Annotated in this window: 10 protein-coding genes; 5 read left to right on the forward strand and 5 right to left on the reverse strand. The window is 50.5% G+C overall.

What is annotated here, in order from left to right; translation table 11 throughout:
- Positions 1-12: 12 nt before the first annotated feature.
- Positions 13-417 (reverse strand): hypothetical protein, encoded by a 405-nt coding sequence (locus ACJJI3_RS22585; RefSeq protein ID WP_444940989.1) that lies wholly within the window; start codon positions 415-417, stop codon positions 13-15.
- A gap of 94 nt (positions 418-511) precedes the next feature.
- The gene (mltF, locus tag ACJJI3_RS22590) at positions 512-1,990 is read right to left on the reverse strand and encodes a membrane-bound lytic murein transglycosylase MltF (protein WP_413662975.1); all 1,479 of its coding nucleotides are present in this window, start codon (positions 1,988-1,990) and stop codon (positions 512-514) included.
- 413 nt (positions 1,991-2,403) lie between these two features.
- Here mltF and purL point away from each other — a divergent pair, with 413 nt between their 5' ends.
- The 3 genes from purL (at position 2,404) to ACJJI3_RS22605 (ending at position 8,075) form a co-directional block, all read left to right on the forward strand.
- Positions 2,404-6,270 carry a phosphoribosylformylglycinamidine synthase gene (gene purL / locus ACJJI3_RS22595; RefSeq protein WP_444936443.1) on the forward strand — a complete coding sequence of 1,289 codons (3,867 nt, stop codon included), beginning with the start codon at positions 2,404-2,406 and terminating at the stop codon, positions 6,268-6,270.
- Positions 6,271-6,663: 393 nt separating this feature from the next.
- Positions 6,664-6,987 carry a TfoX/Sxy family protein gene (locus ACJJI3_RS22600; protein ID WP_444940990.1) on the forward strand — a complete coding sequence of 108 codons (324 nt, stop codon included), beginning with the start codon at positions 6,664-6,666 and terminating at the stop codon, positions 6,985-6,987.
- 203 nt (positions 6,988-7,190) lie between these two features.
- The gene (locus tag ACJJI3_RS22605; protein ID WP_444940991.1) at positions 7,191-8,075 is read left to right on the forward strand and encodes an aldo/keto reductase; all 885 of its coding nucleotides are present in this window, start codon (positions 7,191-7,193) and stop codon (positions 8,073-8,075) included.
- On the opposite strand, the gene ACJJI3_RS22610 is transcribed toward ACJJI3_RS22605, so the two are convergent.
- From ACJJI3_RS22610 to ACJJI3_RS22620, 3 genes are all read right to left on the reverse strand, one after another.
- Complete coding sequence (locus tag ACJJI3_RS22610) at positions 8,072-8,572, reverse strand: TrmH family RNA methyltransferase (RefSeq protein WP_444940992.1); 501 nt, start codon at positions 8,570-8,572, stop codon at positions 8,072-8,074. The two genes, ACJJI3_RS22605 and ACJJI3_RS22610, sit on opposite strands and share 4 nt — an antisense overlap.
- Positions 8,573-8,646: 74 nt before the next feature.
- Positions 8,647-9,243, reverse strand: coding sequence for an SLATT domain-containing protein (locus ACJJI3_RS22615; protein WP_413662971.1), 597 nt, complete (start codon positions 9,241-9,243; stop codon positions 8,647-8,649).
- Positions 9,244-9,412: 169 nt separating this feature from the next.
- Entirely contained in the window at positions 9,413-10,108 is a 696-nt protein-coding gene (locus ACJJI3_RS22620; protein ID WP_444940993.1) for an outer membrane beta-barrel protein, read from the reverse strand.
- 366 nt (positions 10,109-10,474) lie between these two features.
- Between ACJJI3_RS22620 and ACJJI3_RS22625 the strand changes: the two genes are divergently transcribed.
- Positions 10,475-11,851, forward strand: a complete 1,377-nt coding sequence (locus ACJJI3_RS22625; protein WP_444940994.1) for an SLC13 family permease — start codon at positions 10,475-10,477, stop codon at positions 11,849-11,851.
- Positions 11,852-12,069: 218 nt separating this feature from the next.
- Complete coding sequence (locus ACJJI3_RS22630) at positions 12,070-12,345, forward strand: hypothetical protein (protein WP_282933802.1); 276 nt, start codon at positions 12,070-12,072, stop codon at positions 12,343-12,345.
- Positions 12,346-12,385 lie beyond the last annotated feature (40 nt).

Genomic DNA, 12,385 nt, shown 5'->3' on the forward strand with positions numbered 1-12,385 from the left:
TAAGGAGTATTTCTAGCTTGAACCAGGAAGTGCTGGCTCTAGAAATATAACTTCCCGCGTGACCTGCCAGCGCCCATCTTCATACACCAAATCTATCGCCAGTTTTAACAGTTGCTCCTGGCCAGCCAAATTGTTTTTTCGCGAGAAGATTACTAAAGCACTGTTTTCATTTGCCACTATGTGGTGAATTTTTTTCCAGTCGTTGAGAGGTAGTTCACCCGCGTCACGCTTGGCTTTAAACATATTGATGAAGGCCGTTTTGTCTGCCACCGTGACCCGGTCCGAAGGATCTAGTATGAAGACCTCCATTTCCCGGTGGTAGACACTTTCCAGTTCGTCTTCTCTGCAGTACACCCCGGCCTGCACGAGGTAGTCAATAAACTGCTCGATCTCTCTTACCGTATCTGGATTATCCATCGCTCAGGCACTCCAACCGGGACCAGATGAATATAGATTAAGGTGGAGATATTTGGGGCTTTCTTCGGCCAGGCTAAGCTGGCCTAGAGGGGGATTAGAGAGCGGGGGCGGCGCTGGCTTCGGAATTCACTGCGCTGTTCTCAGCAAGGATCCCGCCGTTTTCATCATTGGCTGCGGCCAGTCGTTGTTCCTCAATGCGGCTACTCCAGCTCAGAAGGGCTTGATAGTGGCGGATATTCTGTACATAAGTCACCGGTTCCCAGCCTCGGGCATAGCCGTGTTTGGTGGTCTTGTAATACTGACGCTTGGCCAGAAGGGGCAGGTGTTCGCGCACATCGGGCCAAAGATCTGGATTGCCGCCCATTCGTTCTGTCAGTACCCGGGCATCCTCAAGGTGGCCATAGCCTACGTTGTAGGCAGCCAGTGCCATCCAGGTTCTGTCGGGCTCGCGAATGCGATCCGGCAGTTTGTTGCGGATTTGTACGATATAGCGGGCACCACCCTCAATGCTCTCTTCGGGGTTTAGGCGGTTTACACCGAGATCTTTTGCGGTGTTCAGAGTCAGCATCATCAGGCCGCGTACACCGGTGCGAGATCGGGCACGCGGATTCCAATAGGATTCCTGGTAGCTGAGGGCCGCGAGTAAGTGCCAGTCGAGGTCATATTGGTCGGCAACCTTTTGCATGGTGCCGCGCCACTGGGGCAGGCGCTCGCGGCTGCGCTTGGCAAAGGCTTTGGCGCCGCCCACATTTAGGTCGCTGACGTGGCCGAAAAATTCTTCCCGCAACTGGGCAATCATGCCATTGGTATTGGCGCGCAACATAAAGCGGCGTGCACTGCGATATAGGCTGTCGTCATCACTTTGTGGGAAGGCCCAGGAAACCGGTTGGAATTGGGTGAGGTTGAACGCAACTGCAGTGTTTGGGTAAAGGCCGCGGTGAACTGCGTAAGCGTTGGAATCCACAATTGCATAATTGTATTTTCCTTCCTGCACCATCTCCACCAATTCCATGGCGTCCACGTCGGAGACTTCCTCCCAATCCAACTCGGTATAGCGGGTGGAGAGTTTCTTCATTTCTTCTGCGTGAGCACTACCGGCAATGACGGCGACCTTTTTTCCTTCGAGATCGCTAGTTTTGCGCGGCCGCTGTTCGCCAACTCGGTAGATAACCTGTTGGCGAATCTCAAAATAGGATGGGGTAAAGCGGACTTGTTCGCGACGCTCTGGAGTTACCGTGAGGCCGGCAGCCGCGAAGTGCGCACCACCCTCCGGGTCGCGCAGCTGATCGAACATTTCGTCCAGATCGTGCACGTCGCGAATTACCAATTTCACCCCCAGCTCCTCAGCAAATGCACGCAGCATGCCGTATTCAAAGCCCGTCGGGTTGCCGGAGGCGTCTTCGTAATAAGTGGTGGGGCCGTTTTGTGACAGGACAACCAATTCACCGGTGGCTTTGACACGCTCGAGTGTATTCGGTGCTTTACTGGCAACCAGCAGGGAGGCGCAGCAGGACAAGGCGATCCCTTTGCACACACGGCGGACGTAGCGCAGCATACGGCTTTTCATCATCATAGGCTGTCCTCTCTAGCTAGTCCGTTGGTTTTTTTGCTGTTGTGCCTAAGGCCCTGTATGTCGATTTCGCTCTCAAATACGAGGGCAAAATTTGACGCAGTCCGCCAATTTTACATTATTTGACGACAATCTGCCCAGTTTGTCTTTTGAACACTGTGATCTGCACGCTTGCAAAGCATTACAGACTTAGGTAGACGAACCTGACTTTGATACAAAGTTGGTTTATTTACAGCCAAGCTTGCTGGTCTTTTGAACATTCAGGTTACTAATTAGTTCATGTGTACCCAAGTGTTGGGCGGGTGTGTTGGAGTGGCGATGCTTCAGGTACAATTGCGCCTCTCAAATTTCCGGGGCCTTGTGCGAAATCCCATTCGCGCAATCTTTCTCATTTAGACAAGAGGCTATCTCCCGCAATGTTAGTTCTGCGTGGTGCTCCTGCACTGTCGAAATTCCGCCATAAAAACCTGCTCAATCAACTGCGCGCGCTGCAACCGACCATCGACGATCTCTACGCTGAGTTCGTTCACTTTGCAGACAGCGACTCACTGGATAACCAGGAGATGGCCCTGCTGGAGCGATTGCTCCAATACGGCCCAACCGAGGAAAAGCACGAGCCGAAAGGCGAGTTGATCCTGGTAGTGCCGCGTCCGGGCACAATTTCTCCCTGGTCTTCCAAGGCTACTGACATTGCTCATAACACTGGCCTGAACAAAGTTCATCGCCTGGAGCGTGGCATCGCCTACTACGTTACCGGTGTCGAGTTAACTGAAGCTGAACGCCTTGTGCTGGCCTCCCGCTTACACGATCGTATGGTTGAAGCGGTATTCACCGATTTTGCTCAAGCTGAGCAATTATTTGTGGAAGAAGCGCCGCGCCCGTTGCGCGGTGTGGATATTCTCGAGGGCGGTCGCGAAGCTCTGGAAGATGCCAATGTCACCTTGGGCTTGGCCTTGGCCGAAGATGAGATTGATTACCTGCTCACCAGTTTCCAAGAGCTGGAGCGCAATCCCACAGATGTAGAGCTGATGATGTTTGCCCAGGCAAACTCCGAGCACTGCCGCCACAAGATCTTCAATGCCTCCTGGACCATCGACGGCGAAGAAATGCCGCACTCCCTGTTCGGCATGATCAAGAATACCTACCAGAAGGGGGGGGACAATGTGTTGTCCGCCTATGCGGATAATGCAGCCGTCGTTACTGGTAGCGAAGCGGGGCGTTTCTACCCGGATCCTGACAGCAAGGAATACGGTTTCAGCACTGAAGCCATTCATCTGCTGATGAAAGTGGAAACCCACAATCATCCTACCGCGATTGCTCCTTTCTCCGGTGCTGGTACCGGGGCCGGTGGTGAAATTCGTGACGAAGGTGCAGTTGGCCGTGGCTCCAAACCGAAAGTGGGCCTGACCGGTTTTACGGTTTCCAATTTGCGCATTCCCGGCTGGGAGCAGCCTTGGGAAGCCAACTATGGCAAGCCTGAGCGTATTGTTACCGCTCTGGATATTATGATCGAAGGCCCGATCGGTGGTGCAGCATTTAATAATGAGTTTGGCCGCCCGAATATCTGCGGTTACTTCCGTACCTTTGAAGAAAATTTCGATGGCGAGCGTCGCGGCTATCACAAGCCGATCATGTTGGCTGGTGGTTACGGCAATATCCGCGAAGAGCATGTAGACAAGCCCGAGTTTTCCCCTGGCGCCAAACTGGTAGTGCTGGGTGGCCCGGCCATGTTGATTGGCCTCGGTGGCGGTGCAGCCTCCAGTATGGCCAGCGGCTCCAGTTCTGAAGATCTGGATTTCGCTTCAGTACAGCGCCAAAATCCGGAAATCGAGCGTCGCTGCCAAGAGGTGATCGACCAGTGTTGGCAGCTGGGTGAGAGCAATCCCATTGCCTTTATCCACGATGTGGGTGCGGGCGGTTTGTCCAATGCTTTCCCCGAGCTAGTGAAAGATGGCGGTACCGGCGGTAATTTTGAACTGCGCAATGTGCCCTGTGATGAGCCGGGTATGAGCCCGCTGGAAATCTGGTGTAACGAATCCCAGGAGCGCTATGTACTGGCGGTTATGCCGGAAGACCTGGAGCGCTTCGAGAAAATCTGTGAGCGCGAGCGCGCGCCTTACGCCGTTGTCGGTGAAGCTACCGAAGACAAGCACCTGCTGTTAAATGACAAGAAGTTTGAATCCAAGCCTGTGGACCTGCCGATGTCGGTGTTGTTTGGCAAGCCGCCGCGCATGCACCGTGAAGCAGAAACTCGCCAGGTGGAAAATAAGGCATTTTCCACAGCAGATATCGACCTGAATGAAGCGGCTGAGCGGGTGCTGCGCCTGCCCACAGTGGCTAGCAAGAGCTTCCTGATCACTATCGGTGACCGCACTGTAACCGGTCAGGTTTCCCGCGATCAGATGGTCGGTCCCTGGCAGGTGCCGGTGGCCGATTGCGCGGTAACTACCGTTGCCTATGACAGCTACGCCGGCGAAGCCATGTCTATGGGTGAGCGCACCCCGGTGGCATTGCTGGATGCACCGGCCTCGGGCCGCCTGGCAGTGGGTGAGGCAATTACCAATATCGCCTGTACCCCAGTGAAGCAACTGTCCGATATCAAACTCTCCGCCAACTGGATGTGTGCAGCGGGCCATCCGGGTGAAGAGGAAAAACTTTATCGAACCGTAGAAGCGGTGGGTATGGAGTTGTGTCCTGAATTGGGCATTACCATCCCGGTGGGCAAAGACTCCATGTCTATGCGCACTGCCTGGGAGGAAGAGGGCGAGCAGAAATCGGTTACTGCACCGCTGTCTCTGGTAATTTCTGCCTTTACTCCGGTAACTGATGTCCGCAAGACAGTGACACCGCAGCTGCGCACCGATAAAGGTGAGAGTGAGTTACTGTTTATCGATCTGGGTGCCGGCAAAAATCGCTTGGGCGGCTCCTGTCTGGCGCAGGTCTACAACGAGCTGGGTGACAAGCCCGCAGACCTGGACGATGCCAAGAAGCTGAAAGGTTTCTTCGAGGTGGTACAGCAGGCTCTGAATGAAGACCTGATCATGGCCTACCACGACCGCGCTGACGGCGGTCTGTTTACAACCTTGGCGGAAATGGGCTTTGCCGGCCGCGTGGGTATGGATGTGGAAATCTACGAATTGGGTGAAGACCCGATTGCGGCGCTGTTCAGTGAAGAGCTGGGTGCGGTATTGCAGGTTCCCGCCTGTGAAGCGGATATGCTGGTACAGCGCTTTGCCGCTGTGGGTGTACCCACCCACAAGATCGGTTACCTGAACAATAACGAACACCTGTGCATCACCAATAACGGTGTTGAAATCTTCAAGCGCTCTCGCGCTGAATTGCAGCAGATCTGGTCAGAGACCAGCTTCCGTATCCAATCCCTGCGCGATAACGCCGAGTGCGCCGAGCAGGAATTTGCTGCAATCGCCAAAGAAGACCCGGGCCTGACAGTAAACCTCACGTTCGATATCAACGACGATATCAGCGCACCCTATATCGCTAAAGGTGTTCGCCCGAAAGTTGCTGTACTGCGAGAGCAGGGTGTGAACAGCCAAGTGGAAATGGCGCACTCTTTCCACCGCGCTGGCTTTAACGCTGTCGACGTACATATGAGTGACATCCTGTCTGGCCGTGTAGCGTTGGATGAGTTCAAAGGTTTGGTGGGCTGTGGTGGCTTCTCTTACGGAGACGTACTAGGTGCTGGTGAGGGGTGGGCTAAAACCATCCTGTTTAACGATCGTGCCCGCGATCAGTTTGAGGGCTTCTTCAATCGCAACGATACCTTCGGCTTGGGGGTGTGTAACGGTTGCCAGATGTTCTCAGTGATCAAAGAGCTGATTCCAGGTGCTGATCACTGGCCGCGCTTTGTGCGCAACCTCTCTGAGCAGTATGAAGCGCGCTTCGCACTGGTGGGCATTGAGGACTCACCTTCCGTGTTGTTTAAAGGTATGGCGGGTACTTACATGCCGGTTGCCGTTGCTCATGGTGAGGGGCGAGTGGAGTTTGCTGACCAGCAGGCGCTGGAGAAGTGTGAAGCTTCCGGCACTATCGCGATGCGCTACCTGAATAACAAAGGGGAAATTACCCAAACTTATCCGGCCAACCCCAACGGCTCGGTAAATGGTATTACCTCCCTGAGTTCTGAGGATGGCCGCGTGACTATTATGATGCCGCATCCTGAGCGTGTTGCTCGAGCTGTCAGCAATAGCTGGCATCCAGATGAGTGGAAAGAAGATTCCGGCTGGATGCGCTTGTTCCGCAACGCGCGGGTGTTTGTCGACTAAGACAAGTCATTCCCTCGGTTTTTGCCTGCCGAGGTACGCGTAAAGATTGTGGTGGCCGTTTCAGGTCACCAAAATCTTTAGTAAAAATAGAAATATTTCTGTAATATTTTCAGCCCTTTCATTTCTTGGCGTATTTTTTCCCTTCCTTAAAGTAGAAACTTCAGCTACTGCTATACTTAAACGATTATTCGAAATAACGTTTTTGCTATGGTGCAGTTATCTGTTGTATTTGCAGTTTACTTGCTCATTGCTCCATCCAATGTCTTGTTGGGATTAGGGTTCACATTTAATTCCGCTCGATTCTTTTCAAATTTCATCGTTTTTAACCTTTTCAGAAAAAAGCAGTTTCTGAGGGGGTATTCCTGCCTGGTAAAAGTGATTAAGGAGAAAACTATGGCGTACAGCGAAACTCTGGCTGAAAAAGTGCGCAAATTACTTCAGGGAAATGAAGGCCTCAGTGAAAAGCAGATGTTTGGAGGTCTCGCTTTTATGTTGAATGGCAATATGGCCTGTGGGGTTGTTGGAGAGGAGTTGATGGTCCGGGTTGGGCCCGATGAGTATCAAACTGCGTTGGCCGAACGCTATACCCGGCCTATGGATTACACCGGGCGCCCCTTAAAAGGCATGGTGTATGTGGAAGAAGATGCTGTCGCAGAGAATTTGGATAACTGGGTCAGTCGTGGAGCGGTATTTGCGGGCTCACTTCCTCCAAAATAATTGCTTATATTTACTGAACTTAGAAAATTAGTTTCTTTTTATTGTGTGGTGAGTGATTAGCAGTCAGGAGTTGGCGTGAGTTCGCTGTTTTCTACGCGTTGACTTCTGTACGGCCTACACTCAGCGAAATAAATGTGACCCCGGTTCTATTCCCTCTTGGTCCTTGCTGATTTACCGCTCAGTAGTCTGAAAGGATATTGATTATGTATTTTCTCGAATTGAATAACGGTGTAGAGATACCTCAGCTCGGCATGGGAATGGCTGCGATTGGCAGCTGGCAGCAGGATGATGAGTATGTAACAGAAGTTATCTTGAAAGCCATGTCTGTGGGATATCGTCATTTTGACACAGGATCGGTCTATGGAAATGAGCGAGCTCTGGGAAGAGCGATCAAAGAATCCGGCTTAGCGAGGGAAGAGCTTTTTATTACCAGTAAAGTTTGGGATACGGAGCAGGGAACTAATAAAACTCACGATGCATGTGCCCGTAGCCTGGAGCGCTTGCAGCTGGAATACCTAGACCTATATCTGATCCATTGGCCTATGCCGGCCTATACCCGGGAGACCTGGGGTGCAATGGAGGCGCTTTACCAGCAGAAAAAAGTGCGGGCCCTGGGAGTGTCAAACTTTCGTAAATCTGATATTGAACAACTGGCGACTTTCTCGGAAGTGCGCCCAGTTTGTAATCAAATTGAACTGCATCCCTACTTCACTCAGCAGCCTTTAGTAGATTATTGCCAGTTCCATAAAATTGCGATTTGCAGCTGGTCTCCTTTGGGGTCGGGATCTACATGGAGCGGTGTCGAGGCTCATGAAAAACCTCTCATAGATCCAGTAATTGTGGATATTGCGAAAAATCACGGGGTGACTTCGGGGCAGGTTATCCTTAAGTGGAATATCCAGCAGCATCGCATAGTTATTCCCAAGGCGGAAAGCCTGGATCATATACGCAATAACTTCTTAATATCTGATTTTAATTTAAGCAATGCGGAGATCCAGGCAATTAATGGATTGAACTGCAATAAAAGGTTGGGCGGTGATCCCGATTATGTTAATCAGAAAAATATAATGGTCAAAGTGCCCGATTAAATTTTTTCCAACAAAGCATAGGTCGCTATAGCGCAGGCGGAAGTAACATTCATTGAAGAATTGATACCCTGCATAGGTATGTGTACCACAGCATCTGCCAGTTCCAGAAGTTCAGGGTTGACCCCATCCTTTTCAGAACCCAATACCAAACATATTTTATTCCCTTTGGAAACGGGGGTATCTTTGAGTTCGACGCTATTTGAGGCAATCTCCAGGCAAATTAATCGATAGCCCTTATTTTTTAAGGTTTGCGCGATATTGACTGCAGATGAGTGATATTCGTAGGGAACGTACTTTTCTGTAGACCGGGAAACTTTCCGAATTTTGGAATTAGGTGGAACCAGGCTTTCACCGGTTAAATAAATTTTCTCTACGCCGAGTGCATCGGCGATACGAAATAGGCCGCCGACATTGCTCGGTGTACCGATATCGGTGGCTAAATAGCATAATGGGTAACTGTCTGTGCTGGGTTGATGACTACTGTGATCTGTCTGCATTTTTCGGTTTGTTGCTATAGGAAGTGGGGAAGTCACAACTTCCCCAAGAAAGTACTGCGGTATTGATGGGGGAGTTAGTGGCTGCTCTCTGCGATTTCGAGAGCCTCCTCGGCGACTCTTTGCGCAGCGGCCTGGCGATTACGCATCTGCTCTACCAGAGAGGGCTCCCGGTTGGCCTTTTGATTCTGGATATGCACCGCTTGCCTGTATACCTTATCTGACACAATAAACTCTTCCGCTCGCTGGTTGATTTCGCTGTAGCGTGTATTCAGTTCTGAGATCTTCTTGGATAGATGTTCAAGATCCAGGATATCGTCGAAGTAAAGGGCGATCAGCCGCTCGCACTCCCTGGCGATTGCAAGGTACTCGTTGCCTACCTGCCGGTGTCCCTCATAGTTCTTTTTAAAATTGAAGAAAGTTTGCACACCGCCCAATAGCGCGGCCAGCAGGGCCAGCGCCGCACCACTCCACTTGGTCCAATCAGGCAGCTCCGCATTGATCAAGGAGAAGAAAAGCGAACCGAGGAATAAGTTGACGACAACGATGGGCACCCCGCAAAGCACATGCAAATTGCGCCCCTTCATAGAGGCTCGAAAGTGGCTGTGTTTGCACAGGTGAGCATTCCAGCGGAGCTTCTCCAGGACTTCCACGGTATTGGGTATAGTGCTCATGATTCCTTTCCGCCCTCATTCTACTACTAGCTATTGTGGGCGATAGTTTGACGGATGCCAGCGAGATGTACAGGGGAGATGGCTTTTGGGCTAAGGGGGAGACTCTATATGTACCAAAGCAGGCCCTAAATGTTAGTGATTACCTACACTTGGGGCCTTACGACCCGGACTAGAAGTTGTAAGTTACTCCCAGCGCAGTAAAATCGGCCTTTTCCTCCTCGACTTCATAGATGGTGTGTTCAAGGCCAATATCCCAAGTACCAGTAGACCAGGATATCTCTGCACCATAGTAGAGGTCCGAGCCGTCTGTGGAGCTATCTGTGCTGTAGCTGATTTCGTAGGGTTCCGACATTATATAGACATCATAAATACCGTCGTTTTCGTAGTAGCTAAGAGTACCTATCCTTTGTGCTTGACCGCTTCGATTCGCGCACCACTGGTGTACACCTAAGCGAACAACAGCATTGAAGTTTTGCTGGAATTTCTGGGTGAGAGCAAGTCCCAGGCTGTAGGATTTATAGTCGGTTTTACTGTTCCATTCGTAAGTATGGTTATAAACTACATTTACATCCTGGCCTCGATAATAGTCCGAATAATAGAATTCCTCATCACCTTTATACTCCTGGCGAACCTCTCCCAAATTCACCACACCACCTTCGACAGCTAAATAGTCATTTATGCGGTAGCCAAGAGTAAAGCTATATTCAGTCGAATTAAGGTCTTCACTCTCTGTATAGCGGGCTCTGGTATCAAAGCTCATATAGCCCAGTGTAGCTTTGGCATAAAAGGGCTTTTCTGAAGCATAAGTGTTGGCACCTGATGCCAATGCGAGAATGGACAGGGATAGGAGTGTGATGCGTCTCAAGGGGTACCTCAATAAAAGAAAACTAACGATTGGTCATAGATTCGCGATATCTATGTATTCAAATGGGACATATAGCAGAGTTTAAGTAGTTTGTACCAATCTGCTTATTTTACACTTGTACCGCCTCAGCTGAAAGTTATTAACCTCCTTTTAGCAAGGATCTGCTAGTAAGTGAGCGCCAACTTTAGGTGGTGGTAGGGATAAGAGAAAATGTGGGTGCTTTGAATTTTGAATAATTTCTTGGTTATAGGTCTGCGCAAAAGGGCAAGTTTCTTGTATTTTTATTGTCCATCTTGGCCGAGGGGTTTACACCCCCCTAAGATTCAAGCTAATAAAAATTAAACCCTTGAGTAGTTGGGGGCAGGTATGTCAATCGCGCGGCAGCGCTTTATAGTTTTGGGGCCTCTTTTTGCTGTGGCCTTCTATTTCTTTTTATCAGCGTTGGGGATGCAGTATCTACCGGCAGTAACTGCTGCAATTACCTTGTTAACAGTGATCTGGTGGATAACGGAAGCACTTCCAATCCCCGCAACGTCACTGGTGCCTTTTGTCCTCTTGCCTCTATTTGGAGTGGCGGATCATCGGGAGGTGGCAGCTTCCTTGGGAAGTCATGTCATTCTGTTACTGATGGGGGCCTTTATTTTGTCCAAGGCCCTGGAGAAAAGTGGGGCTCACGAGCGCCTTGCCCTGTATATGTTGAGTATTGTGGGGGTCTCCAGCGGCCGCAGGCTGGTGCTCGGATTTATGTTGGCGGCAGGCTTCCTGAGCATGTGGATTTCCAATACCGCTACCACATTGATGATGCTGCCTATAGCCTTGGCGATTCTCAGTAAGATCGACAACGAGCGCTTAAGTATTGCCCTGATCCTGGGTATTGCCTACGCCGCAAGTCTGGGGGGGGTGGGTACTCCTCTGGGCACGCCGCCCAATGTTATTTTTATGGGAATATACGAGGAAGTAACCGGACGAGAGTTTAGCTTCTTGGGTTGGATGAAAATAGGAGTCCCAGTTGCTTTGGTGACGCTGCCTATAATGGCCCTCTGGCTGACCCGTCATGTGCATCTGAAAAATAACATTGAGCCCCCTCAAGTGGGAGAGTGGAGGCAAGAGGAAAAGCGAACCTTGATGGTTTTCGGTGTGGCAATTCTCCTATGGGTTACTCGCAATGCACCGTTTGGCGGTTGGAGCGAATTGATAGGTATTGATGCTGCCGGTGATGGAACCGTGGCTCTAGCAGCCGTTGTCGCTATGTTTCTAGTGCCTAACGGTAAGGGAGGCCGTCTGCTCGATTGGCAGACGGCAGAGACGATCCCCTGGGGAATGTTGTTACTTTTTGCCGGAGGTATAGCACTAGCAAAAGGTTTCTCCAGTTCCGGACTGAGCGATATGCTCGGCAACGGTCTTTCTTTCCTGACGGCGATGCCACTGTGGTTGTTGTTGGTAATTCTATGCTTTAGTGTGACCTTCCTGACAGAGATAACCAGCAATACAGCTACGGCAACTCTACTTATGCCAATTTTAGCTGTAGCCGCCACTTCAGCGGGTTTTGAGCCCATGGTGCTGATGATACCTGCGGCGATGAGTGCCAGTTGTGCATTTATGCTGCCTGTAGCTACAGCGCCTAATGCGATTGCGTATGGAACCGGTAAAGTACGTATACAGGATATGGTTCGAGAGGGCGCGATACTTAGTGTGACGGCATCGCTGATAATAGCGGGGATGAGCTGGTTGATCTTGGCCTGATAGATTCCGTTTGCGGCGGGCTAGTAAAAAAATGATAGTAATAGATTTCCAACCTCGGGAGTCTGTATGTAATCTCGCGGTATTTTTAATAAAGGGTTTGCCGAGATATTGTGGAATGATCTAGGGGGTACCCTCAGTTGTTAGCTAGATTCAAATATTAATTAATAGTCTAGAGGCGATGTTTAGGGCGTGAGCGAAGCTACAAAGTAGGAGTAGGTGTGAAGAGAGCAGAATATAAAGTTGCCGTCGGGAAAACTGGTTTTTCAAGTTTGGAGGAGGAAGTGACCCGAATGCTCAATGAGGGCTGGAAGCCTGTTGGCGGACTTGCGTTCAACTCAGGGTATCCTTATCAAGCAATGGCTCGTGTAGTGACAGTTTCAGTGGGTTCCAAAAGTCAGCCAGCGCGGCCAGGGCAAGCAGAAGGGAATGCTAACCCAGAAAAGAAAAACCTTGGAGCTCAGGATGCGATGCGGCTTATTGATGATTTAACCTAATCATAATAAAAAGTATCAGTGGATAAAAAAGCATACATTG

This window comes from Microbulbifer maximicatervae (SeqCode), assembly GCF_052466985.1.